The organism is Lysobacter lycopersici, assembly GCF_007556775.1.
Classification (GTDB): Bacteria; Pseudomonadota; Gammaproteobacteria; order Xanthomonadales; family Xanthomonadaceae; genus Pseudoluteimonas; species Pseudoluteimonas lycopersici.
The window spans coordinates 2,330,271-2,354,252 of the sequence record NZ_CP041742.1 but is presented as its reverse complement, the minus strand read 5'-3'; the positions used below and the strand labels follow the sequence as shown (position 1 = coordinate 2,354,252).

At 68.0% G+C, this 23,982-nt stretch carries 26 protein-coding genes; 2 read left to right on the top strand and 24 right to left on the bottom strand.

The features are described from left to right. Positions 1-25 precede the first annotated feature (25 nt). The 10 genes from thiL to FNZ56_RS11580 form a co-directional block, all read right to left on the bottom strand. Positions 26-973 (bottom strand): thiamine-phosphate kinase, encoded by a 948-nt coding sequence (gene thiL / locus FNZ56_RS11625; protein ID WP_143879994.1) that lies wholly within the window; start codon positions 971-973, stop codon positions 26-28. Positions 974-1,024: 51 nt separating this feature from the next. Beyond that, on the bottom strand, positions 1,025-1,477 hold the full coding sequence (gene nusB / locus FNZ56_RS11620) for a transcription antitermination factor NusB (RefSeq protein ID WP_143879993.1): 453 nt from the start codon (positions 1,475-1,477) through the stop codon (positions 1,025-1,027). After that, a complete protein-coding gene (gene ribH / locus FNZ56_RS11615) occupies positions 1,474-1,941 on the bottom strand; it encodes a 6,7-dimethyl-8-ribityllumazine synthase (RefSeq protein WP_143879992.1) in 468 nt (155 codons plus the stop codon). Before ribH ends, nusB begins: the two co-directional genes overlap by 4 nt. Before the next feature lie 37 nt (positions 1,942-1,978). Then, positions 1,979-3,088: a 3,4-dihydroxy-2-butanone-4-phosphate synthase gene (gene ribB / locus FNZ56_RS11610; protein WP_143879991.1), complete on the bottom strand. Its 1,110-nt coding sequence runs from the start codon at positions 3,086-3,088 to the stop codon at positions 1,979-1,981. Further along, complete coding sequence (locus FNZ56_RS11605) at positions 3,085-3,684, bottom strand: riboflavin synthase (RefSeq protein WP_143879990.1); 600 nt, start codon at positions 3,682-3,684, stop codon at positions 3,085-3,087. The genes ribB and FNZ56_RS11605 overlap by 4 nt, the downstream gene beginning before the upstream one ends. After that, entirely contained in the window at positions 3,684-4,439 is a 756-nt protein-coding gene (locus FNZ56_RS11600) for a class I SAM-dependent methyltransferase (RefSeq protein WP_143879989.1), read from the bottom strand. Before FNZ56_RS11600 ends, FNZ56_RS11605 begins: the two co-directional genes overlap by 1 nt. Continuing rightward, positions 4,436-5,533, bottom strand: coding sequence for a bifunctional diaminohydroxyphosphoribosylaminopyrimidine deaminase/5-amino-6-(5-phosphoribosylamino)uracil reductase RibD (gene ribD / locus FNZ56_RS11595; RefSeq protein WP_246064598.1), 1,098 nt, complete (start codon positions 5,531-5,533; stop codon positions 4,436-4,438). The genes FNZ56_RS11600 and ribD overlap by 4 nt, the downstream gene beginning before the upstream one ends. A gap of 4 nt (positions 5,534-5,537) precedes the next feature. Continuing rightward, positions 5,538-6,074, bottom strand: coding sequence for a transcriptional regulator NrdR (nrdR, locus tag FNZ56_RS11590; protein WP_143879987.1), 537 nt, complete (start codon positions 6,072-6,074; stop codon positions 5,538-5,540). Positions 6,075-6,082: 8 nt separating this feature from the next. After that, positions 6,083-7,351 carry a serine hydroxymethyltransferase gene (gene glyA, locus FNZ56_RS11585; protein WP_143879986.1) on the bottom strand — a complete coding sequence of 423 codons (1,269 nt, stop codon included), beginning with the start codon at positions 7,349-7,351 and terminating at the stop codon, positions 6,083-6,085. 108 nt (positions 7,352-7,459) lie between these two features. Beyond that, positions 7,460-7,858: an RcnB family protein gene (locus tag FNZ56_RS11580; RefSeq protein WP_246064595.1), complete on the bottom strand. Its 399-nt coding sequence runs from the start codon at positions 7,856-7,858 to the stop codon at positions 7,460-7,462. 194 nt (positions 7,859-8,052) lie between these two features. On the opposite strand from FNZ56_RS11580, the gene ettA reads away from it, so the two are divergent. Both ettA and pyrF read left to right on the top strand, forming a co-directional pair. Further along, positions 8,053-9,711 carry an energy-dependent translational throttle protein EttA gene (gene ettA / locus FNZ56_RS11575; RefSeq protein ID WP_143879984.1) on the top strand — a complete coding sequence of 553 codons (1,659 nt, stop codon included), beginning with the start codon at positions 8,053-8,055 and terminating at the stop codon, positions 9,709-9,711. A gap of 56 nt (positions 9,712-9,767) precedes the next feature. After that, on the top strand, positions 9,768-10,583 hold the full coding sequence (gene pyrF / locus FNZ56_RS11570) for an orotidine-5'-phosphate decarboxylase (RefSeq protein ID WP_143879983.1): 816 nt from the start codon (positions 9,768-9,770) through the stop codon (positions 10,581-10,583). Between the two features lie 80 nt (positions 10,584-10,663). Here the strand turns inward: pyrF and FNZ56_RS11565 are convergent, their stop codons facing one another. The 14 genes from FNZ56_RS11565 to gspE all read right to left on the bottom strand — a co-directional run bounded on the left by FNZ56_RS11565 (position 10,664) and on the right by gspE (position 23,971). Continuing rightward, positions 10,664-11,512, bottom strand: a complete 849-nt coding sequence (locus FNZ56_RS11565) for a glycosyltransferase family 2 protein (protein WP_143879982.1) — start codon at positions 11,510-11,512, stop codon at positions 10,664-10,666. Positions 11,513-11,516: 4 nt separating this feature from the next. Then, positions 11,517-12,404: a glycosyltransferase family 2 protein gene (locus FNZ56_RS11560; RefSeq protein WP_407070493.1), complete on the bottom strand. Its 888-nt coding sequence runs from the start codon at positions 12,402-12,404 to the stop codon at positions 11,517-11,519. A gap of 4 nt (positions 12,405-12,408) precedes the next feature. After that, complete coding sequence (gspD, locus tag FNZ56_RS11555; protein ID WP_143879981.1) at positions 12,409-14,628, bottom strand: type II secretion system secretin GspD; 2,220 nt, start codon at positions 14,626-14,628, stop codon at positions 12,409-12,411. Between the two features lie 9 nt (positions 14,629-14,637). Beyond that, positions 14,638-15,414 (bottom strand): general secretion pathway protein GspN, encoded by a 777-nt coding sequence (locus FNZ56_RS11550; RefSeq protein ID WP_143879980.1) that lies wholly within the window; start codon positions 15,412-15,414, stop codon positions 14,638-14,640. Beyond that, the gene (gene gspM / locus FNZ56_RS11545) at positions 15,404-16,054 is read right to left on the bottom strand and encodes a type II secretion system protein GspM (RefSeq protein WP_143879979.1); all 651 of its coding nucleotides are present in this window, start codon (positions 16,052-16,054) and stop codon (positions 15,404-15,406) included. The genes FNZ56_RS11550 and gspM overlap by 11 nt, the downstream gene beginning before the upstream one ends. Continuing rightward, positions 16,038-17,180 (bottom strand): PilN domain-containing protein, encoded by a 1,143-nt coding sequence (locus tag FNZ56_RS11540; RefSeq protein ID WP_143879978.1) that lies wholly within the window; start codon positions 17,178-17,180, stop codon positions 16,038-16,040. Before FNZ56_RS11540 ends, gspM begins: the two co-directional genes overlap by 17 nt. Next, positions 17,177-18,055 (bottom strand): type II secretion system minor pseudopilin, encoded by an 879-nt coding sequence (locus FNZ56_RS11535; protein WP_143879977.1) that lies wholly within the window; start codon positions 18,053-18,055, stop codon positions 17,177-17,179. The genes FNZ56_RS11540 and FNZ56_RS11535 overlap by 4 nt, the downstream gene beginning before the upstream one ends. Before the next feature lie 5 nt (positions 18,056-18,060). Further along, entirely contained in the window at positions 18,061-18,723 is a 663-nt protein-coding gene (locus FNZ56_RS11530) for a prepilin-type N-terminal cleavage/methylation domain-containing protein (RefSeq protein WP_143879976.1), read from the bottom strand. Then, complete coding sequence (gene xpsI, locus FNZ56_RS11525; protein ID WP_143879975.1) at positions 18,720-19,169, bottom strand: type II secretion system protein XpsI; 450 nt, start codon at positions 19,167-19,169, stop codon at positions 18,720-18,722. Before xpsI ends, FNZ56_RS11530 begins: the two co-directional genes overlap by 4 nt. Beyond that, positions 19,166-19,615 carry a type II secretion system protein XpsH gene (xpsH, locus tag FNZ56_RS11520; protein WP_342777684.1) on the bottom strand — a complete coding sequence of 150 codons (450 nt, stop codon included), beginning with the start codon at positions 19,613-19,615 and terminating at the stop codon, positions 19,166-19,168. The genes xpsI and xpsH overlap by 4 nt, the downstream gene beginning before the upstream one ends. A gap of 528 nt (positions 19,616-20,143) precedes the next feature. Further along, positions 20,144-20,575: a type II secretion system major pseudopilin GspG gene (gspG, locus tag FNZ56_RS11515; protein WP_143879974.1), complete on the bottom strand. Its 432-nt coding sequence runs from the start codon at positions 20,573-20,575 to the stop codon at positions 20,144-20,146. A 38-nt stretch (positions 20,576-20,613) separates the two neighbouring features. Beyond that, positions 20,614-21,831, bottom strand: coding sequence for a type II secretion system protein XpsF (gene xpsF / locus FNZ56_RS11510; protein WP_143879973.1), 1,218 nt, complete (start codon positions 21,829-21,831; stop codon positions 20,614-20,616). A 56-nt stretch (positions 21,832-21,887) separates the two neighbouring features. Then, on the bottom strand, positions 21,888-22,190 hold the full coding sequence (locus FNZ56_RS11505; protein WP_143879972.1) for a GIY-YIG nuclease family protein: 303 nt from the start codon (positions 22,188-22,190) through the stop codon (positions 21,888-21,890). A gap of 50 nt (positions 22,191-22,240) precedes the next feature. Further along, on the bottom strand, positions 22,241-23,971 hold the full coding sequence (gene gspE, locus FNZ56_RS11500) for a type II secretion system ATPase GspE (protein WP_143879971.1): 1,731 nt from the start codon (positions 23,969-23,971) through the stop codon (positions 22,241-22,243). Positions 23,972-23,982 lie beyond the last annotated feature (11 nt).

Below are 23,982 nucleotides of genomic sequence, written 5' to 3'. Positions count from 1 at the left end.
CCGACGGCACACGGACGACACGGGCTCAGGCGAAGTGCGCGTAACCCCTGCGCGGCGGCGTCCACGGCTCGCCGTTTTCACGGCGCGCCACGACTCCGGTCCCGGCGACGATGCGCCCGACGCGCGCGACCTCGACGCCAGCCTCGCGTGCGGCGCGTTCGACATCGCTCCGCATCGTTTCCGGCGCGGTGAAGCAGAGTTCGTAATCGTCGCCACCGGTGGCTTGCAGCGAGCGGCGCGATTCCTCGTCGAACGCGGATCGCAGCGCCGCCGATGCCGGGAGCGCCGCGAGCTCGATCTCGGCGCCGAGGCCACTCGCGCTGCAGACATGGCCGAGATCGGCGAGCAGTCCGTCGGAGATGTCGATGCATGCGCCCGCGATTCCGCGCAACGCCCGGCCGAGCGCGACGCGCGGTGTCGGCCGGTCGAGGCGTTCGCGCAAGGCCGGATCGACCGCGCTTCCCGCCTGCAACTGCACCAGCGCGCCGGCCGCGTCACCGAGCGTGCCGCTGGTCCAGATCTCGTCGCCGACGCGCGCGCCGGAACGCAGCAGCGCCGAGCCGGCTTCGACGAAACCGTGCGCGGTAACGCAGACCGACAACGGCCCGCGCGTGGTGTCGCCGCCGACCAGGGCGACGCGATGCGCGTCGGCAAGTTCGAGGAAGCCATCGAGGAAGGCATCGACCCACGCCGCATCGGCTTCGGGCATGGACAGCGACAGCGTGCACCACGCGGGCGTCGCGCCCATCGCGGCGAGGTCGGAGAGGTTCACCGCCAGCGCCTTCCAGCCGATGTCGGCTGGCGATGTCGCTTCCGGAAAATGCACGCCGGCATTGAGCGTGTCCGTCGCCACGACGAGCTGCGTGTTCGCCGGAACCTGCAACAACGCGGCGTCGTCGCCGATTCCGAGCAAGACGTCGGAGCGCGTCGTGCAACGCGCGCGGATGCGCGCGATGTGGTCGAATTCAAGCATCCACCCTCACCCGGCTGCGCCACCCTCTCCCGCCAGCGGGAGAGGGGAACATCATGCCTTCGCTTCCGGCGCGCGCCATTCCGCGGCGGCGCGGTCTAGCACGCCATTGACGTAGGTATGGCCGTGTTCGGAACCGAAGCGCTTGGTCGAATCGATGGCCTCGTTGAGCACGACGCGATACGGCACGTCCGGGCGATGCAGCAGTTCGTAGGTGGCGATGCGCAGCGCCGCGCGCTCGATCGGGTCGACCTGCGCGACCTCGCGGTCGAGGTAGGGAACGAGCGCATCGTCGAGTTGCGCCACGCGGCCGATGGTGCCGCGCACCAGGTCCTCGAAGTATTCGAGGTCGGCGATTTCGCGCGCCTGTTCGTGCGCGAACTGGGCGATGACCTGCTTCGCATCTCCGCCCGCGACCTGCCAGGCGTAGATCGCCTGCAAGGCGCGCCGGCGCGCACGCCCGCGCAACACCGGATCGATGCCATCGGGTCTGCGACGCTGGTTCATGGCAGTTGCTCCAGCAGGTTCGCCATTTCGATCGCCACCAATGCAGCTTCCTCGCCCTTGTTGCCGTGGCTGCCGCCGGCGCGCTTCTCCGCGTCTTCGTGCAGTTCCACCGCGAGCACGCCGTTCGCGACCGGGACACCGTGATCGAGCGCCACGCGCATCAATCCGTCGGAACAGCCGTCGGCGACCTGCTCGTAATGGCGCGTGTCGCCGCGAATGACGCAACCGAGCGCGACGATGGCGACGTGCGAACGCGCGGCGGCGAGTTTCGCCGCGGCCTGCGGCAATTCCCAGGCGCCGGGCACGCGCACCACGTCGACGACCTGTTCGGACACGCCGTGGTCGGCGAAGGCCTTGCGCGCGCCAGCAACCAGCGCGTCGGTGATGCGCGGGTTCCAGCGGCTGGCGAGGATCGCGAAGCGCGCGCCGTCGCGGGCACGCAGGTCGCCTTCGTAATGCGGCATCGGGTCGAATCGTCAGGCGAACGGCAGGGCCGACAGTTTAACGCGGCGGCAGTTCGAGGTATTCCACGACCTCGAGGCCGAAGCCGCCGAGCCCGACCTGGCGCCGCGGCGTGCCGATCACCCGCAGCCGGCCGAGGCCGAGGTCGGCAAGGATCTGGCTGCCGGCGCCGTTGCGCCGCCATTCCGCGACCGCGCCGCGTGGCGTGGCCGTTGCTTCGGATTGCGGCCCGCGCAGGCGCGCGAGCAACGCGTCGGCGTCGGTTTCCGCGCCGAGCACGACCAACGCGCCGCGGCCTTCGCGCGCGATCGCGGCGAGCACCTCCTCGGTACCCGGGCCGAAATCGGTGCGCCGCCAGTGCAGCGCGTCGGACAGCACGTTCTGCATGTGCACGCGCACCAGCGTCGGGATCGAAGCATCCGCTTCGCCACGGAGCAGCGCGAAATGCAGGCCGTGGCCGATGCGATCGCGATACGTGACGAGTCGGAACGGTCCGTGCGTAGTCTCGACCTCGCGCTCGTCGATGCGCTCGATGGTGTGTTCGGTAGCGAGGCGATGGCGGATCAGGTCTTCGATCGAACCGATCTTCAACCCATGCTCGCGCGCGAATTCCTCGAGCTGCGGGCGCCGCGCCATCGAACCGTCGGGGTTGAGGATTTCCACCAGCACGCCGGCTGGTTCGAAGCCGGCGAGCAACGCGAGGTCGCTCGCGGCTTCGGTGTGGCCCGCACGATTGAGCACGCCGCCGGGCTGCGCCTGCAGCGGGAAGATGTGCCCCGGCTGCGACAGGTCGGAAGGCTTCGCATCCGGACGCACCGCGGTGCGGATGGTGTGCGCGCGGTCGTAGGCGCTGATGCCGGTGGTCACGCCTTCGGCTGCCTCGATCGACACGGTGAAGTTGGTCCCGTGCGGCGAGGTGTTGTCGCGCACCATCGGCGGCAGGCCGAGCTGGCGGCAGCGTTCGCGGGTCAGCGACAGGCATACCAGGCCGCGCGCATGCGTGACCATGAAGTTGATGTCGGATGGCCGCGCCAGTTCCGCGGCCATGATCATGTCGCCCTCGTTTTCGCGGTCCTCGTCGTCGACGATCACGACCATGCGCCCGGCGCGCAGTTCGTCGAGGAGTTCGGGGATGCCTGCGAAGCTCATGCGTTTCTTTCCTGCAGCAATCGTTCGACGTAGCGCGCGACCAGGTCGACTTCGAGGTTGACGTCGTCGCCGACGCTGTTGGAACCGAACGCGGTGTGCGCCAGCGTGTGTGGCACCAGCGCGACTTCGAAGCCATCGCCATCGACCGCGTTCACCGTGAGGCTGACGCCATCGACGCAGATCGAGCCTTTCGCGGCGATGTAGCGCCGCAGCGGCGCCGGTACGGCGAACGACCAGCGCTGCGCGCGCGCGTCGTCCCACGCCCCGCGCACGACGCCGACACCGTCGACGTGGCCGCTGACCAGGTGCCCGCCGAGGCGATCGGTCGGGAGCATCGCGCGCTCGAGGTTGAGCGCACGTCCGATCGGCAATGAACCGAGCGTGGTCAACGCCAGCGTCTCGTTCGAGGCGTCGGCTTCGAAACCCTCGTCATCGAACGCGACCACGGTCAGGCAGCAGCCGTTGACCGAAATGCTTTCGCCCAGTTGCACGCCTGCGAACGGCAGCGTGCCGACGCCGATGCGCAAGCGCGCGTCACCGCCGCGCTCCTCGCGTGCGGCCAGGGTGCCGACGCCTTCGATCAATCCCGTGAACATTAGTACGGCTTCCTGCGCGCGTGCACGAACATGGGCCAGCGCACGCCGCGCACGCGCTCCGTATCGCCCCATGCCGCAGCGAGCTCGTCGGCGTGCAGCGCGACCGCGTCCTCGCCGGTGCGTTCGCGATGGGTTTTGGTCGCCGAGTAGCTGGAGAAATAGCCGAGCAATCTCGGCAACGTCCATTCCGCGCGCAGTTCGAAACGAGGCGCCTCGATCTTCCCGAACGGGAACTCGAATCCGGCGTAGGCCGCGTCGATGAAATCGCGCTGCGGTGCCCAGTCGTCGCGGATGCGCGCCTGCAACGCCGCATTCGCCCCGGCGATGTCGTCGTCGACCTCGATGTCCTGGTAGCCCCAGGCGAACAGCACGCCGCCGGGTTTCAGCACGCGTTCGCATTCGGCGAAGAAGCGCGGCAGGTCGAACCAGTGCAAGGCCTGCGCGACGCAAACCGCATCCACGCTCGCATCGGCCAGCGAACAGGCTTCGCCCGGCTCGACCGCGAAATCGACGTTCGCCGGGCCTTTCGCGTTCGTGATCTGCGCCGCGCTCGGGTCGGTGGCATGCACGCGCTCGAACACGCACGCGAGGTCGCGGCTCGCCTGCCCGCTGCCGCAGCCGGCTTCCCAGCACAGTTCGCGCGATGGCACGATCGAAGCGATCCAGTCGAACAGTTCCTGCGGATATTCCGGCCGCGCCTGTGCGTACTGTGCGGCGACCGCGGAGAAATGGTCGTGGAACGACACCGCGTTCACGCCGCCGGTTCCGGTCGCAGCAGCACGCGCACGTCGTCGCCGATGCGGCGGCTTTCGACGATGCGCATGCGCAGGCGTTCGGTCATGGCGTCGATGTGCAGGCCTTCGAACAGCGGACGCGCGCGTTCGCCCAGCATCACCGGCGCGACGTACAGCAACAGTTCGTCGACCAGGCCGGCGGCGAGGAACGCACCGGCCAGCGTCGCGCCGGCCTCGACCTGCGCTTCGTTGACGCCGCGTTCGCCGAGCAGGCGCAGCACCGCGGCGAGGTCGAAACGCCCGCCCTCCACCGGCACCGCGACGTGCTCGGCATGCATGTCGCGCGCCGGCTTGGCGTCGGGCGCGTGCAGGTACAGCGTCGGCGCATCGCCTTCGCGCACGTGGCCGCGCGCGACGGTGGCGAGGCCGGGATCGAGCACCACGCGCAGCGGCGGCACGAACGCGGTGTCGTCGCCGAGGCGCACGGTGAGGTGCGGGTCGTCGGTCAGCACCGTGCCTGCGCCGGTGAGGATCGCGCCGGAACGCGCGCGCCAATGTTGCACGTCGTGGCGCGAGGCCTCGCCGCTGATCCATTTCGAATCGCCGCTGGCCATCGCGCTGCGGCCGTCCACGCTGCTTGCGAGCTTGACCCGCAGCCATGGTCGCCCGCGCTCGACGCGCGACAGGAAACCGCGGTTCTGTTCGCGCGCCTGTTTTTCCATCAGGCCGGATTCGACCGCGATGCCCGCGGCCTGCAGTTTCGCGAAACCGCTGCCATCCACCTGCGGATTCGGATCGCGCATCGCCGCGACCACGCGCGAAATCCCGGCCTTGATCAGCGCATCCGCGCATGGCGGCGTGCTGCCGGTGTGCGAACACGGCTCGAGGGTGACGTAGGCGGTGGCGTCCTTCGCGCGTTCGCCGGCGGCTTGCAGCGCGAACACTTCCGCGTGCGGCCCGCCCTTTTTCTGGTGCCAGCCTTCGCCGACGACTTCGTCGCCCTGCGCGATCACGCAGCCGACCATCGGGTTCGGCTGGGTCGTGTACGCGCCGCGTTCGGCGAGGCGCAACGCGCGCGCCATCAGCGCGTGGTCGGTGGCGGAGAAGGCGGGCATGGCCTCAGCGCTGCTTCTTGTTGCGATCGACATTCTTGTCGAAAGGCACCACGTCGGCGCCGAGCAGCGGCAACTGGCCTTCGCCGGGCAGGTCGCGCTCGAGCATCTCGATTTCCTCGCGGAAGTCGGCGACGTCCTCGAACGCGCGGTACACCGAGGCGAAGCGCACGTAGCCGACGTGGTCGAGCTTGCGCATCTCGGCCATCACGAAATCGCCGATGCGGCGCGACGGAAGTTCGCGTTCGCCGCTCATCCGCACCTGGTGCACGACCGAGCGGATCGCGGCCTCCAGCTGTTCCTCCGACACCGGGCGCTTGTGCAATGCGCGTTCCATGCTCAGGCGCAGCTTGCGCGCATCGAAGTTCTCGCGCCGGCCGTCGCCCTTGATGATCGCCGGCAATTTCAGCTCGACCGTTTCCAGCGTCGAGAAACGTTCGCCGCAGGCCTCGCATTCGCGCCGGCGGCGGATCGTCGCGCCGTCTTCCGACGCGCGCGAATCGATGACCTTGGTATCGACGTGCTGGCAAAAGGGGCAGTGCACGCGCTATCTCATCCGTACACCGGGAACTGCGCGCACTGCTTCTCGACGTTGCCGCGCACGCCGGCGATGACGTTTTCGTCGTTCGGCGCGTCGAGCACGTCGCAGATCCAGTTCGCCAGCGCCACGCAATCGGCCTCCTTGTAGCCGCGCGTGGTGACGGCGGGCGTGCCGATGCGCAGGCCGGAGGTGACGAAGGGCTTGCGCGGATCGTTCGGCACCGCGTTCTTGTTCACGGTGATGTGCGCCTTGCCGAGGGCTTCCTCCGCATCCTTGCCGGACACGGGCTTGCCGATCATGTCGACCAGCATCAGGTGGTTTTGCGTGCCGCCGGAAACGATCTTGTAGCCGCGCTTGAGGAATACATCGGCCATCGCCTGCGCGTTCTTCACCACCTGCTGCTGGTAGGTCTTGAAGTCCGGTTGCAGCGCTTCCTTGAACGCCACCGCCTTCGCGGCGATGACATGCATCAGCGGACCGCCCTGGATGCCGGGGAACACGATCGACTGCAGCTTCTTGGTGATCTCGTCGAACTGTTCGCCCGCACCTTCGCGGCTGGCGACGATGATGCCGCCGCGCGGGCCGCGCAGGGTCTTGTGCGTGGTCGAGGTCACGGCGTGCGCGTGCGGCACCGGATTCGGGTACACCCCCGCAGCGACGAGGCCGGCGACATGCGCCATGTCCACGAACAGGTAGGCGCCGACCTTGTCGGCGATGGCGCGGAAGCGCGCCCAGTCGACCACCTGCGAATACGCGGAGAAACCGGCGACGACCATCTTCGGCTTGTGTTCCAGCGCGAGGCGTTCGACTTCGTCGTAGTCGATCAGGCCGGCGTCGTTCACGCCGTACTGCGCGGCGTCGAACAGTTTTCCGGATGCATTGACCTTGGCGCCGTGGGTGAGGTGGCCGCCGTGGGCTAGCGACATGCCGAGGATCCTGTCGCCGGGATTCAGCAGCGCGAAGTACACGGCCTGGTTGGCCTGCGAACCGGAATGCGGCTGCACGTTGGCGTAGTCCGCCCCGAACAGTTGCTTGCAGCGGTCGATGGCGAGCTGTTCGGCGACATCGACGAATTCGCAGCCGCCGTAGTAGCGCTTGCCCGGGTAGCCCTCGGCGTACTTGTTGGTGAGCTGGCTGCCCTGCGCTTCCATCACCCGCGGGCTGGCGTAGTTCTCGGATGCGATCAGCTCGACGTGGTCTTCCTGGCGGCGGTTCTCGCCGGCGATGGCCGCCGCGAGTTCGGGATCGAAGCCTGCGATCAGGTCGGCGCGGGAGTACATGCGGCTGCTTCCGGACGGGGAGAAACGCATTGTACCGGCCCTGCCCCGGGGCGGCCGCGCAAACGAAAAGCGCGCCACGGGGCGCGCTTTCCGGTCCAGCCGGCGGGCTCAGAGCCCGTTGCGGTAGAGGATGTCGCTGATGATGCCCGAGGCGATCGAGACCAGCAGGTAGTGGCCGGCGTCGTCACGGACCCAGCGGTAGCCGTTGCGCGGGGCGTACAACTGGTAACGGCGGTAGTCCGGCACCGGCACGATGATCACCCTAGGGTAGTCGTAGCCGCGGTAGTCGTGGCCCCTCGCCCACGGCGGCGGGCCGCGGCGGCCGTTGTCCCAGTGGTCGCTTTGCTCGTGGTAGTGGCGGTCGCGTCCGTCGTAATCGCCGTGGTGGTCGTCGTGGCCATGGCCGTGGTCGTCGTGGTCCTTGGCCAGCGCCTGCCCAGACAGCGTTCCGAGCACGAGGGCGACGGCGGCCATCAGAACGGTATTGCGGGTATTGGCGAACTTCATGCGGACCTCCTCGGGGAGAACGTGGAGAGGAAGATGGCGCAGCCGGGCTGAACGCCACGGCATGCATCGCGACGCCGTGGAATGGCGTTCATGCGCCGGTCGGATTGGCTCGGCGGGCTATAATTCTCCGATCCCGTAATCCTTTCGCGGCCCTGCCCGGCGCAGGCGCCGGCGTGCGCCCCGACGGAGCCCCCATGCAATACATCTACACCATGAACGGCGTGTCCAAGACCGTCCCGCCCAAGCGCCAGATCATCAAGGACATCTCGCTGTCGTTCTTCCCCGGCGCCAAGATCGGGCTGCTCGGCCTGAACGGCGCCGGCAAGTCGACGGTGCTGAAGATCATGGCCGGCGTCGACCAGGATTTCGTCGGCGAGGCGCGCCCGCAGCCGGGCATCAAGGTCGGCTACCTGCCGCAGGAACCGCAGATCGACCCGGAGAAGACCGTGCGCCAGGCGGTCGAGGAAGGCGTGGGCGAAGTGCTCAACGCGCAGGCCGCGCTCGACGCGGTGTACGCGGCCTACGCCGAGGAAGGCGCCGACTTCGACGCGCTCGCCAAGGAACAGGAGCGGCTCGAGGCCATCCTCGCCGCCGGCGACGCGCACACGCTGGAGAACCAGCTGGAAGTCGCCGCCGACGCGCTGCGCCTGCCGCCCTGGGACGCGGTGATCGGCAAGCTCTCCGGCGGCGAGAAGCGCCGCGTCGCGCTGTGCCGCCTGCTGCTGCAGAAGCCGGACATGCTGCTGCTCGACGAACCGACCAACCACCTCGACGCCGAATCGGTGGAATGGCTGGAACAGTTCCTCGCCCGCTACACCGGCACCGTGGTCGCGGTCACGCACGATCGCTACTTCCTCGACAACGCCGCCGAGTGGATCCTCGAACTCGACCGCGGCCGCGGCATCCCGTGGAAGGGCAACTACACCGAATGGCTGGTGCAGAAGGACGAGCGCCTGAAGCAGGAAGAGTCGTCGGAAAAGGCGCGGCAGAAGGCGATCCAGAAGGAACTCGAATGGGCGCGGCAGAACGCCAAGGGCGGCCGCAGCAAGGGCAAGGCGCGCCTGGCCCGCATCGAGGAACTGCAGTCGGTCGACTACCAGAAGCGCAACGAGACGAATGAAATCTTCATCCCGCCGGGCGAACGCCTGGGCAACAAGGTGATCGAGTTCAAGAACGTGTCGAAGAAGTTCGGCGACCGCCTGCTGATCGACGACCTCTCGTTCTCGGTGCCGCCGGGCGCGATCGTCGGCATCATCGGCCCGAACGGCGCCGGCAAGTCGACGCTGTTCAAGATGATCACCGGGCAGGAGAAGCCGGATTCGGGTTCCATCGAGACCGGGCAGACGGTGAAGCTCGCCTACGTCGACCAGAGCCGCGACGCGCTGACCGGCAACCACAACGTGTTCCAGGAAGTCTCCGGCGGGCTCGACATCCTCAACATCAACGGCGTCGAGATCCAGTCGCGCGCCTACATCGGCCGCTTCAACTTCAAGGGCCAGGACCAGCAGAAACTGGTCGGCACGCTGTCGGGCGGCGAACGCGGTCGCCTGCACATGGCGAAGACGCTGTTGCAGGGCGGCAACGTGCTGCTGCTCGACGAACCCTCGAACGATCTCGACATCGAAACCCTGCGCGCGCTGGAAGACGCGCTGCTGGAGTTCCCGGGTAACACCTTCGTGATCTCGCACGACCGCTGGTTCCTGGACCGCATCGCCACGCACATCCTCGCCTTCGAGGGCGATTCGCACGTGGAGTTCTTCCAGGGCAACTACCGCGAGTACGAGGAAGACAAGAAGCGCCGCATGGGCGACGACGCCGGCCCGCACCGGTTGCGGTTCAAGGCGCTCAAGTGACCACGAAACGCCCACGACAACGTGGGCGTTTCCACATACGGGAGTACGATCCGGCCATGACCTTCATCGAAAAACTCCGCAACCGCTGGCAGCAGGCAAACTCGCTGGTCTGCGTCGGCCTCGATCCGGATCCGGCGAAGTTTCCCGATGCCTTCGTCGACGACGAGGACGCCTTGTTCGCGTTCTGTCGCGACATCGTCGATGCGACCGCGGAATTCGCCTGCGCGTTCAAACCGCAGATCGCCTACTTCGCCGCGCACAACGACGGCGAGGCTGCGCTGCAACGGCTGATCGCGCACATCAACGGCAATCATCCCGACGTGCCGGTGATCCTCGACGCCAAGCGCGGCGACATCGGCAGCACCGCCGAGCAGTACGCGGTCGAGGCGTTCGACCGCTTCGGCGCCGACGCGGTGACGCTCAATCCCTACATGGGCCGCGATTCCGCTGCGCCGTTCCTGCAACGCAACGACCGCGGCTGCGTGTTCCTGTGCCACACCTCCAACCCCGGCGCGCGCGATTTCCAGGAACTCGACGTCGGCAGCGAACCTCTCTACCAACGCATCGCCCGCACCATCGCGAACGACTGGAACGCGGACGGCAATTGCGCGCTGGTGGTCGGCGCCACGTTCCCCGGGGAATTGAAGGTGATCCGCGGCATCGTCGGCGACATGCCGCTGCTGATCCCCGGCGTCGGCGCGCAGGGCGGCGATGTCGAAGCCGTCGTTCGCAACGGCAAGACCGAAGACGGCACCGGGCTGATGATCAATTCGTCGCGCGGAATCCTGTACGCGTCGAACGGCGCGGATTACGCCGAAGCCGCGGCGAATGCGGCGAAGTCGTTGCGCGACGAGATCAACCGCTTCCGTTGACCCTGGGGGAGCGGCTTACAGCCGCGACAGTTCTTGCGAAAAGCAGTCGCGGCTGTAAGCCGCTCCCACAAAAGCCGCTCCTACGAACGCAATGCGGCCCGCAACACCGCAAACGGAAACCTGCCCCAGATCATCGCGAACACGGCGATGCGCGTGCTGATGCCGCGCCGTGGCGCTTCGAACTTCGAGAAATAGCGCCACAGGCCGCGGTGCTTGTGCCATTCCACGAACAGCGGCCGCGAACGCGAGGACACGCCGCGCACGTGCACGACCGGCACGTCGTTGGCGCAGGCCACTGCCGCGCCTGCGTCGCGCACACGACGACAGAGATCCAGGTCCTCGGCGTGCAGGCGGTAGCCCGGGTCGAAACCGCCGATGCGTTCGAACAGCGCGCGCGGCAACAGCATCAGCGCGCCGGAGACGGCTTCGACCTGTTGCAATGCTTGCGCCGGATCGACTTCAACGCCGAGTTGCGCGTGCGAGGGGTCGCGCAGCATCGCCGCGAGCATGCCCTTGAAATCGGGGTCGCGGCGGCGCGCGGCCGTGTCGCGCACGCCGTCCTCGCCGACGAGGTCGGCGCCGATCATCGCTTCGCCGAGCGAAGCTGCGTGTTCGCGCAGGCGCGCCAGCGAATCCGCTGCGACGAAGCAATCCGGGTTCACGAACGCCAACCACGGCGACTGCGAATCCGCGGCGCCCTGGTTGCAGGCCACGGCGAAACCCGGATTGTCCGGATTGGCGATGAAGCGGACGCGCCGGTCGGCGATGGCCTGTCGCTGCACGATTTCCAGCGTTCCGTCGCGCGAATCGTTGTCGATCACGCGGATCTCGGCGACCCCATCCGCCGCGCGCAGCCGCGACAGGCATTCGTCGATGGTCGCGGCGCTGCGATGGGTGACCACGACCGCGGCGATGCCTTCGGCGTTCATGCCCTCACCCGCCTTGGACACCCTCTCCCGCAGGCGGGAGAGGGAACAATAGTCGTTGCGGCGCGTCGCTGTCCTGCGGCCGCAAGCGCCGCCCGAGTTCGTCGCGCAGTTCGCGCAACGGATCGTCCATCAGGAACCCGGCGATGCGCGCGTGCCAATCCGGCCAGCGCACCGCGAGCGCATCCATGTCGCCTTCCGCGGGCGCGCCCTCGCGCAGGCGCGCGACGAAGGCGGTTTCGCACAGCGCGTTGCGCCAACCGAGCCCGGACATGCGCAGCGACAGGTCGGTGAGCGCGGCGTACCACGAGGCATAACTCGCGGCGTCGAGACCTCCTGCCCTGGCGCGCGCGCTGCCACGCAGCAGCACCGCGTGTTCCACCGCGGCGGGTAGTTCCGGATGCTTCGGCGGCATCGTCGCCGCGGCATGCGCGAGGGCCACGACATCGTCGGGCATGGGTTGCGGGTCCACGCGTGGCCAGCCTGCGGATTCGCCAGCGTTGCACCAGGGCGTCGCGCTGGCGATGGAGGCATCGCGCGCGAAACAGGCGGTGAGTTGCGACAACCAGCCCGGCGCGGGAATCGCGTCGCTGGCAAGCACCGCCACGTCGGCGTCGCCGCAGGCACGCAGGGCTTCGTCGAGGTGCTGCACTTCGCCGGCCATGCGCGGGCGCCGCGTGTAGTCCGCTCGCAGCGGCGTGCGCTGCAGCCAGCGCTGCACGATGTCCGTGCCGCGCGGCCCGGCCTGCGCGTCGTCGATCAGCCACACGCGCGTACCCGCGGGCGTGGATGCATCCAGCGCGGCGAGGCAGGCATCCAGCGCCTCGTCGTCCACGCCGACCGGCACCAGCACGACCGGCAGCATGTTCGGCAGCGATCCACCGCCGCCCGTCATGCGCTCACTTCCGGTTGGAAGGCGGCTGCTGCAACGGCTCCATCGCGCGGAAGCGTCGGCTGTATTCGTCGGTCAGGTCGGCCGCTTCCTGCGCATTGCGCACGATGGTGGGCGTGATCAGGATGATGGTCTCGCTACGGCTCTTGTTGCTCTTTTGCGTACCGAACAGGCCGCCGATGATCGGGATGCGGCTCAATCCGGGCAATCCGCTCGACCCGTGTTCGACCTGGTCGTCGATCAGGCCGGCGAGCATGACGGTCTGGCCGCTTTGCACCGCCGCCTCGGTCTTGAGCTTGCTCACGCTGATGCGCGGGTTGCAGGCAGTGCCGACGCAAGCGGTGGAGACGTTGCCGGCCGAACTGATCTCCTGCACGAGGTCGAGGAATACCATTCCATCCTTCGTGACACGTGGCCTCACCTTGAGGATCTTGCCGGTCTGCAGGTACTGGACCTGGCTGATGGTGCCATTCGTGTTGGTGTCGCTGTTGAAAGTCGTCGATTGGATCGGGATGTTCTCGCCCACGTTGAGGTCGGCTTCGCTGTTGTTGCGAACGAACACCGAGGGCGTCGACAGGATGCGCACGTCGGTCACCTTGTCGAGCGCATTGAGCACGGCCACCGCACTGCCGCTGAAGATGGTGTACTGCCCGCCGTCGGAGCCGGTCGCGCTGCGAATGCCGTCGACGGCGGTCGGCAAGACCCCGGTCAAGGCATTGTTGAAGTACCAGTTCACGCCGTAGTTGAGGTCGCCGCTGAGCTGGACCTGCGCGATCTGCGCCTCGATGTGCACCTGCATCGGCATCACGTCGAGCTGGTCGATCACCTCGCGGATCGACTTCCACGCCTGCGGGGTCGAGCGCACCAGCAGGCTGTTGGTCTCGTCGACCGCGGACACGCCGACCTTGTCCCCCTGCACCTGCAGCGTGACCGAGCCGTTGCCGTTGCTGCTCTGGTTCAGCGAGAGCGAGCCGAGGTTGCCGCCCGGGCTGCCCGAATCGCCGCCCATTCCGCTACTGCTTCCGCCCATGTCGGTCGTGCCCGCATCGCGACTGTCACCGTCGATGCCGCTGTCGCCGACCTGGGTGGGTTGGGTGCCGGGCATCAGGCTCGGTGCGCCGCCGTTGTCGCCGCCCTGCCCGCCGGAGCCGCCGAACACTTCGGACAGGCGCTGCGCGAGGTCCTTGGCGCGGATGTACTTGAGTTCGTACGAATACAGGCGCACGCCGCCACCGGCGCTGTCGATGCGGTCCAGCCATTGCTGGATCTGGTCGAGGTAGGCCGGCTGCGGGGTGATGACGAGCACCGCGTTCGCGCCTTCCAGCGGCATGAAGCGGAACATGCCCGCGACCGGCGACTTGCCCTGTTCGCCGAACACCTTCTCCAGGTCGGAGACCACGTCGGTGGCCTTGCCCGACTGCAGCGGGAACACGCCGACCGACATCGACGACATCCAGTCGACGTCGAAGATCTGCACCGTGCGCAGGTAGTTCTCGAGCTCGGTGTTGGTACCGGCGAGCGTGATGACGTTGCGGCCCGGATCGACGCTGACGATGGCGTTCGGCCGCGCGTAGGGCTTGAGCAGCTTCTCCATTTCCGTCGCGGAGATGTAGCGCAGCGGCACCGCGCGCACTTCGAAACCGCGGCTCATGGTCGGCGGGCCCGTGCGCGGCGCGACCGTGCCGGCCAGCGCCTGGTCGTTCGGCACGATGTTGTAGATGCCGTTGGTGTAGACCATGCGCGCGTTGTTCCAGCTCAGCACCTGTTCGAGCAGGGTGAACGCGGCGGCGGGGCTGACCTTCTGCACGTTGAGCGTGACCGTGCCGGTCACGCCGGGCGCGATGGTGAAGTTCTGCCCGAGCATGTCGCCGAGGATGCCCTTGACCACGGCCTGGATCGGGCTGCCCTCGAAATTGAACGATGCCTCGCCGGTGGAAGCGGCGAAACCCGGCGGCGGCGCGTTCGCGGCTTCGGTGTTGATGGTGCGGCCGCTGCCGCGATGGATCACCGCGCGCGGCACGGCGTCCTGTTCCGGAATGGGCTCGGCGCCGTTCACGATGCCGCCATCGGCCGTGGTGGTGGTCGTGGTCGCGCCGGCGACGCCGGCAGCGGATGCGCCCGGTGCGCCGTTGCGCTGCACGATCGGCGGCGGCATGGACGCGCAGGCCGCGAGCAGGGCCAGGAGGCAGGCCGCGAAAGCCGCGGCGAAAGGCTGGCGAAGTTTCATTGCGTCACTCTACGGGTTATCGGTTTTGCCCGCCGCATCGGCGGCCTGGCGTGCCTGCTGCGCGCGCAACTGGGCGCGCCGCTGCTCGATGCGCTTGCGCAGCGCTTCCATCTGCTGTTCGGTGTTGTCCGGCGGCGGCACCGCGGTCGCCGAGGCGTCCTTCTTCTGCGCGCCCTGCCCGCCGGCGATTCCCGCGGTCGGCGCGCGCGGTACCGCGGCTGCAGCCGGTTGCAGGGGTGGCGGGTTGGCCTGCGCGTCGGCGGCATCCCCGGCCGGGGGCGGTTCGCCGCCGGCGCCGTCGAACACGCGCAGTTCCAGCGTTTTCTGTCCGCCCGGGCCTTCGAACACCGCGCTGCGCGGATTCAGCGCGACCAGCCGCCACGCCGGCGCCGCTTCCACGGCATCGCCGAGCTTCACCCGCTCGGCATCGCCGCCGTCGCTGGGCTCGATCATCGCCAGCTTCACCTGCGGCACCAGCAGCACGCCGTTGAGGACGTAATCGAAATCGTTGGAGGTGTCGTCGTCGCCGCCGAGCGAGAACGGCTGTAACCGGCGATCCTGCGAGAACAGCGGTCGCGCGGCGATTTCCGCGTATTGCCCGAACGGCCCGAGCCGTTCCGGCAGCGGCCGGGTCGGCTTCGGCAGCGTTTGCAGCAGCGACGGATCGTCCGCCAGCGGCGTGACGCGCCCGCCCATGCCGGCAAGCGCGAGCACCCACGCGGCCAGCGCCCAACCGGCGACGGCGCCGAGCAGCCACGTGCGCGGGCTGACGTCTTCAAGGCGCACTGTCGTTCGCCTCCGTCGTCGCATTGGCCTGAGCCGGCGCGGGTCGTCCCGGCGGCGGGCGCAGGTAACCGTACAGGTCGAAACTCACGTCGAGGCCGCCGCTCTGGTTGCCGCCCTGCCCCGGCGCGAAGAAATAGCGCTGGGCGAGGATGTTGAGGTTGTCGACGAACAGCCGTGGCGTGCCGCTTTCCAGTTCGTGCAGCACCGCGGCCATCTCGCCGGCGCCGCAACGCAGGCGCACCTGCACGGTCACGCGCGGGAACCGCCCCGGGTGCGCGTCGTCGATCGGCGAACGGTTGCTGATCGCGCAACTGCGGTTGCCCGGGCTGGCCTGCGCGACCACGGTCTGCAGCCGCTGCACCAGCCCGGCGGTGGCGAGTTCGGCGGTGCTCTCGGGCAGGAATCCGGGCACGTGCGCCTGTTCGGCCTGCGCCTCGGCCAGCGCACGCGCAACCTGCGGCGCCTGCTTCAGCTGCATGCGTGCGCGCAGTTCGCGTTCGCGCAGGTCGTGGATGCGGTCGTTCTCCGCCAGCATCGGCGCCGTCCACCACGGATGCACCAGCACGAAATAGGCGACGACCAGCACGCCCAACAGCAGGCCAAGCGCCAGCCAGCGGTCGCGGTCAGCGGCGGTTCGCATCATCGCCTCCGTCCGCGTCCCCGGCGTCCGGGCCAGTGTCGACCAGCACGGCGACCAGGGTGAAACGATCGCGCTTGGTGCGCGGATCGGGCACCAGCGCGCCGGTGAACGCGGGCGCGCGCCACAGCTTGCTGCCCTCGAGCCTGCCGACCAGCGCGGAGGCCTCGCTGCTCAGGCCGATGAGGGTCATGCGGTCGCCTTCCAGGGCGAACTTCTCGAGGTAGGTGTCGTCGGGCAGGCGCCGGCTGAGTTCGTCCAGCACTTCCACCGTGGTGGCACGACCGCTGCGGCTCCGGTCGAGGAAGGCCTGTCCCTGCACCAGGTCGACCAGGCGCTGGCGCTGCACCGACACCTTGCGCGCGGCCTCGACCTGGCGCCCGGTGACGACGGCGAAGGCATCGGCCGCGACGCGCCGGTTGTCGAGCATCTGCCACAACGCGGCGGCGAGGGCGAGCACCGCGACGCCGGCGAGCGCGAGGTTCCATGCGCGCCAGGGATCGGACGGCGCGAAGCGCGTGGCCGGCGGCAACAGGTTGACGCCCAATGGTTCGCCATTCGCCCCGGCGACGTCCGCGCCGGCGAGCAGCCGCGCCTGCGCGCCCAATGCATTGCATTGCGCATCCAGCGCCGCGCGCGGCACGACCACCAGTTCGACGTCGAGCTGGCCGTCGCCGTCTCGGCGCGACAGCAGGCGCGCGTCGTAGGCGGCGTCTTCGGCGGCGAACGGCGTCTGCCGGTCGATTTCGAAACCGACCACGTCGCGCAGGCGCTCGGCCGCGGCGGCGGGCAACACCAGGCGCCGGCGCAAACAGGCGCCGGCGGGCAACAACAGCCAGCGCGGCAGTTCGGCGAGCGCGGGCGACAGCACCGCGGCGAGCACGTCGCCGCCTTCGACTTCGAGTTCGGTGGGCAGCGGCATGCGCCCGATGTCGTGCAGGCCATCGCCGTCCTGCAGGCGCAATTGCAGCGAATCGCCATCGACGCCGAGCAGCAGGCGCCCGCGATCCAGGCCCAGCGCGGCGCGCCACGAACGCGGCAGCCAGGCCGCGAGGCTGCGGCCCCACCAGGCGAAAAATCCGCCCGCGCGCAGGCTCTGCACGCCGAGGCGTTCGCGAAGGGCGGTCATTGCGGCGATGTTCCTTCCTCCCACTGCAGCGCCGTGTACGCCGACCCCGGCAATCCGTTCCCGCCATTGCGCACGATCGCGTGCAGCACCGTCTCGCGGCCGTTCCGCAGCCGCGCGCGGCTCCAAATACTATACGTGCCGGTGCCGCCATCGTTCAGCGATTGGCCATCGGGCAACACCGGCGGGGGCTGGCCGCTGGCCGGATCCCACTGTTTGCGCCGGGCGACGATGCCGTTCGCGTCCAGCCCCATCGCCGCCAGCACTTCCGGCGCGGCGTAGGAAGCATCGGGCGTGTCGTTGCCGCTGAATACGGTCAGGAACGGCTCGACCTTGGCGTAGATCGCGGGCGTCATGCCCAGCACCTGTTCGACCTCGGCAATGCTTTCGAACGGCGCGTCCTTGGCGCCGTAAGGTCGCCCGGCCGCGGCGTAATCGTCGTCTTCCGCGCCACCGGAGACCTGGATCAGCGAATCCGGGTCGCGCCAGTCGACGATCGCGCCGGCGATGCGGTCGGCATCGCCCGGGGCCACGCCGACCTGGCGGAACAGCGCCGCCAGCAAAGGCGACTGCGCGGCATTGAGGTCGACCTTGCCCATCTCGTCGACGATGCGCACGGTCACGTCGGCATCGCCGAAATGCCAGGCGTTGTCGCGACCATCCGGCACCCAGCGCAGGCGGCGGTCGCCGGCATTGACCCGCACCAGCGCGTATTCGACGCCCGCGCGCGCGGCCTCGCCCGCGACTACGCCGTCGCGCAGCACGCTGCCCTGCAGGCGCTCCATCTGCGCGGTGCGCGCGAAACCGCCGACCAGCGCGGCGAACAACGCGACCAGCCACAGCACCAGCAGCAGGGCCACGCCACGCGATGTGCGCATCCCGTTCACAGCCGGTCGGGCGCCCCGAGCCCGTTGCCACCGCCCTCGCTGCCGGCCAGCTGCAACGCGATGATCAAGCCGGGCCACGCGCGCCCGTTCTTGTCGGCGAGGTCGATCGAGACCTGCAGCGGCAACGCCTCGGGCGTGTCCCAGGTGTCGCTCCAACCGCCGAGCTGGCCATCCGCATTCATGCCGCGATAGCGGAAGCGCACGTTGCCGAGGCCGTCGACCAACACGTCCGGCGGGCGCGGCGGCGATTCGGCGATGGTCTGCCCACCCAGCGCCATCGCCAGGTCGACTTCGATGCGCTCACTGGAATCCCCATTGCGGACGACGTGCAGGGTATGCACGTACGGACCGCCACGACCGAGGTAGTCCGGCAAGTCGGCGACGAAGCGCATCTGTTCGCCATCGCCGCTGAAGCGCAATTGCTGGCCGCTGGCGGCATCGAGCGCGAACGCGATCGAACGCGCCGAACTCAGGCGCCTGCGCAGGAAATTGCTGACCGCGCGCATGCGCTCGTCGCGGTGCGCGATTTGCTCGCCGCGGGTCGCGGTGGCGCTGGCCGCGCGCAGGCTGGCGAAGGCGAGCGCGAGGCCGCTGGCGAGCAGCACGGTCGCGAGGATCACCTCGATCAGCGTGAAGCCGCGCGCACGCCGTGCGTTCACGGTTCCATCCCGGCGGGTTCCGGCTGCACAAGCCGCAGCGTGGACACCTGCAGTTGCTGGTTAGCGTCGTTGCCCCAAGCCACCCGCAACGACACCGCCAGCAACGATGGCGCCGACAGGTCCTGCGGCTGGTCGTTGGCGGGCGGCTGCGCCGGATCGCGCCACGGCGAGACATCGAGTTGCCAGTGGTAGCGGCCGTTTTCGAAATCGCCCTGCCGCTGCCCCGGCGCCAGCGCCTCGCCCACGCCGAGCTGGTCGATCAGCGACTGCGCGTGCAGCGATGCGCGTCCCGCGTCGTCGGCCCAGCGCACCTGTTTGCTCGCGCCCGACAGCGTGCCGAGCAACAAGGCGAGCGCGAGCGCCAGCACCGCGAAGGCGACGATCACCTCAATCAGGGTGTAGCCGGATTGGAAGCGGCGAACGGTGGGCGGTGGGCGGCGGCTCATTGTTTTTCCCCGCGCTTCACCCGTACTTCGCCGGTGAGCCAGGCGACATCGATGTCGCGCACCGCCTGCTTCGCGCTCAGGCGGATGCGGCCGCCGGTGGAGGCGCCGTCGGGGAAGAAGGCGATGCCGCCTTCGCTCGCGCTCGGCTGCACTTCGCGCGCGCCGTAGAACTCGATGCCGAGCTGCTTCGGCAAGCTGCCGTGGCGATCCTTCGGCGCCTTCCAGGTGTGCGCGTGCGGATCGATGCTGAAGTCCTGGCGCTTGCCGGTGGCCAGCGCCTGCGCGCGAGTGAAGCGCAATTGCGCCGCGACCTCGCTGCTCGCCGAGCGCAGGCGGATGCCGTCGAAGCCGCCGGTCATCGCCGACGCCGCGAGCAGGCCGGCGAAGGCGATGATCGCCATCACCAGCAGCATTTCCAGCAGCGAAAACCCGGTCATGCGCAGCATTGATGATGCTATGCGAACAGCGCCGCTTTTTGCATTTGAGCACTGGTAGCGGGAGCGTTGACTTTGCCGAAAGATCATGGTTACTTGCTTTTGCACTGACCCTTTGGAGACAGATCATGAATTCGCACCGCCTTACAATTCTTGCACTTAGCTCAATGGTGTCTTTGTTGGGAGTAATCCTCCCAGCTAATGCGCAACAAATGTGCGATCCCGGTTACTGTGACACTCGGTATAAGGCTTGTATACGAGCCCACGTTTCCTCGTCTGCTTGTGCGGATGATCGCGACGCATGTCGAGAAGTGTGCAATGCCCTTACTTCCGAAATCCCCCCGTCATCCTTCGCTGATATTTTTCGTAAAGCGATTCCACGTAGCGCTCAGCCTACTGCCGACAAGTAATTCAGGTTCCCATATAAAAATCAGTCTCCGATGGTGGTACTGATTGCATAGGCCGCATTCTTGCGGCCTTTTGCATGCGCAACTAATAAGTGCGTTATTAGGAAAAGCACATTAGCTTGATGCGCAAACGCTATTCGAACGCGATGTCGGCGTCGACGCTTTCGCCGCCGGGCTTGCCGTCCTTGCCCAGGCAGATCAGGTCGAACGGCTTGCCGTCGCCGGGCACGCGGTATTCGAACGCGTGGTTCCAGGGATCCTTCAGACCCGCCGGCTTCGTATACGGGCCGAGCCAGCCACTCATGTTGCTGGGCGCCGTGACGAGATCGTCGAGCGAATTCGGCAACGAGCCGGTGTCGTTCTCGAACTGCTGGACCTTCTCGGCGAGGTCCTGCACCTGCACGGTGGCGAGCTTCACTTTGGCGCGATCGCTTTGGCCCGCGACCTTGTTCACGACGAATGCCGCGATCAAGGCAATCAAAGTGATCACGATGACGATTTCGATCAGGCTGAAGCCGGACTGCGCGGCGCGGCGCGGAAGGCGGGTGTTGCGTCGGTTCATCATGCGGTTCCTCGTGTTCGATTCGTTGCGCAGTGCGCGTTTCAGCCTATGACGTTCGTCAAATCGTAGATCGGGCTGAGCACCGCGAGGATGACCATGCCCACCACCGCCGCCAGCACCATCGTCACCACCGGCACCAGCGCGGCCAGCATGCGGTCGAGCGCCAGCCCGGTTTCCTGCTCGAAGGTATCGGCGGTCTTCAGCAGCATGCCGTCGAGCGCGCCGGACTCCTCCCCCACCTGGATCATCTGCAGCGCCAGCCGCGGGAAGCGCTTGCTGCGCCCCAGCGCGGCGGACAGGCCGACGCCGTTCTTGACCTCGTCCGCAGCGGCTTCGACCGCATCCACGAGCGTGCGGTTCCCGAGTACGTTGCGGCCGATGCCCAGCGCGGTCAGCAGCGGCACGCCGTTCTTCAGCAAGGTGCCGAGCGTGCGCGCCAGCCGCGCGGTCTCGAGCTTGGCCACGAGCGGCCCGATGAAGCGGCGTTCCAGCAGCCAGGCATCGAGTTTCGCCCGGAACGCCGGGTCGCGACGCTTGCGGTCCAGCCAGACCAGCACCAGCACCGGCACCGCGAGCAGCGCCCACCACCAGCCGCGCACGAACATGCCCAGGCCCAGCACCAGGCGCGAGAACCACGGCAGCGGCGCGTCGAGGCTGTCGTACATGGCCGCGAACTGCGGCACCACGTAGCCGAGCAGGAACATCAGGCTGAGCGTGACCATCACCAGCAGGATCGCCGGATAGATCAGCGCGTTGATCACGCGCGAACGCAGCGCGCGGCTGCGATCGAGGTAATCGGCGAGGCGCTGCAGGGTGTCGTGCAGGCTGCCGCCGGCCTCGCCGGCGCGGACCATGTTCACGTACAGGCGCGAGAACGTGCCGTGCTGGCGTTCCAGCGCGGTCGACAGCGAAGCGCCGCCGCGCACCGCGTCGCGGATGTCGGTGATGGTGCGCTTGGCCAGCGCGTCTTCCGGCAGTTCCAGCAGGATGCCGAGCGCACGATCCAGCGGCTGGCCGGCGCCGAGCAGCGTGGCGAGTTGCTGGGTGAACTGCACCAGCCGCTCGCCGGCGAAGGGCTTGGGCTTGAACAGCGCGCGCCACGCGGATTCGCCGCCGCCTTCGCTGGCGAGCTTCGCCTCCATCGGCAGGTGGCCCTGCTCCTGCAGCCGCGACGCGACTTCGGCGCCGCTCGCGGCCTCCATCTGGCCATCGAGCACTTCGCCGCGCGCGTTCAGGGCTTTGTAGCGGTAGAGGGGCATGGGTCAGCGTGTCTGCTTTTGCTCGTCATTCCCGCGAAAGCGGGAATCTCGTTTTCTCAATTATCCGCGCCGATAATCTTGGGCCAAAGATCGATCCATTCCGGATTTTCCTTCTCGATCAATTCGACCTTCCATTCGCGCCGCCATTTCTTGATCTGTTTCTCTCGGGTAATCGCTGAATACATCGTGTCGTGGATCTCATACCAAACCAGCATCGCGACATTGAATTTCGAGGTAAACCCTTCAACGGCATGCGTTCGGTGTTGCCAAGTCCTCGCTATCAGATCACTCGTCACGCCGACATACAGCACTCCGTAGCGACGATGGGCAAGAATGTAGACAGCAGGTTGTTTTTCCATGCAATCCAACGTCAAAAGACGAGATTCCCGCTTTCGCGGGAATGACGACTCTAGGCATCCTCCGTCACGCGCAGCACTTCCTCGATCGTCGTTTCGCCCTGCATGGCCTTGGCGATGCCGTCCTCGTACATGGTCCGCATGCCCGCGTTGCGCGCGAGCTGTTCCAGTTCGCCCATGCCAGCGTGGCGCATCACCGCGCGCCGCAGTTCGTCGTCCATCACCAGGAATTCCATGATGGTGGTGCGGCCGAGGTAGCCGGTCGGCGCGAACGCGGACGGACGCGGGCGGTACAGGAAGATCTCGCCGTCCGGCTGGAAGCGGCGCAGCCCGAATTTCTCGATTTCCTCGGGCGAGGCCGGGTATTTCTCCGCGTGCGTCGGCTCCAGCCGGCGCACCAGGCGCTGGGCGAGGATGCCGTTCACGGTGGAGGTGAGCAGGTAGTCCTCGACGCCCATGTCGAGCATGCGGGTGATGCCGCCGGCGGCGTTGTTGGTGTGCAGCGTGGACAACACGAGATGGCCGGTGAGCGCGGACTGGATCGCGATGCGCGCGGTCTCGAGGTCGCGCATTTCGCCGATCATGATGATGTCAGGGTCCTGGCGGACGATGCTGCGCAGCGCGTTGGCGAAATCGAGCCCGATCTGCGGCTTGGCCTGGATCTGGTTGATGCCCTCGATCTGGTATTCGACCGGATCCTCGACGGTGATGATCTTGACGTCGGGCGTATTGAGCTTGGACAGCGCGGTGTACAGCGTCGTGGTCTTGCCCGAACCGGTCGGGCCAGTGACCAGCAGGATGCCGTGCGGCTGCTCCAGCACGTGCTGGAACTGCGGCAGGAACGCGTCGGTGAAGCCGAGGCGGTGGAAATCGAACACCACGGTCTCGCGGTCGAGCAGGCGCATCACCACGCTTTCGCCGTGCGCGGTCGGAACCGTGCTGACGCGCAGGTCGAGTTCCTTGCCCTGCACGCGCAGCATGATGCGGCCGTCCTGCGGCAGGCGGCGTTCGGCGATGTTCAGGCGCGCCATGATCTTGACGCGCGAGATCACCGCGGCGGTGAGGTTCTGCGGCGGCGATTCGCCTTCCTCGAGCACGCCGTCGATGCGGTAGCGCACCTTCAGGCGGTTCTCGAACGGCTCGATGTGGATGTCGGAGGCGCGCAACTCGACCGCGCGCTGGATGATGAGGTTGACGAGGCGGATCACCGGCGCTTCGGACGCAAGGTCGCGCAAGTGCTCGACATCGTCGATGTCGCCCGACGATTCGCCATCGGCGGTTTCGACGATCGCGCCCATCGCGCTGCGGCCCTGCCCGTGCCAGCGTTCGATGAGGTCGTCGATTTCCGAACGCAACGCAATGCGCGGCCGCGCCGCGCGCCCGGTCGCGAGCCGCACGGCGTCCAGCGCGTAGGCATCCTGCGGATCGGCGACGAGCACGTCCACGCCGGACGGATCGTCGGACACCGGCACGAGGTGGAACTGCTTCATGAACCGCTGGCTGAGCGCGATGCCCTCGGGCGGCAGGTCGGCCGCATCCTTGGTCGAGACCAGCGGCAGGTCGAGCACTTCGGCGCAGGTTTCGGCGTGGTCGCGCTCGGAAACCAGCCCCAGCCGCGCCAGCAGGGTGAGCAGGCTGCCTCCGGTCTCCTCCTGCAGGCGGCGCGCGCGGGCGAGGTCGGCGTCCTTCAGCCGGCCCTTGGCGAGCAGGGCCGCGACCACGCGCTCGTCGACGTCGGTTTCGACGGCTTCAATGCCTGCGGCGGGGTCGACGACTGCGTTCACGCGATGCTCCG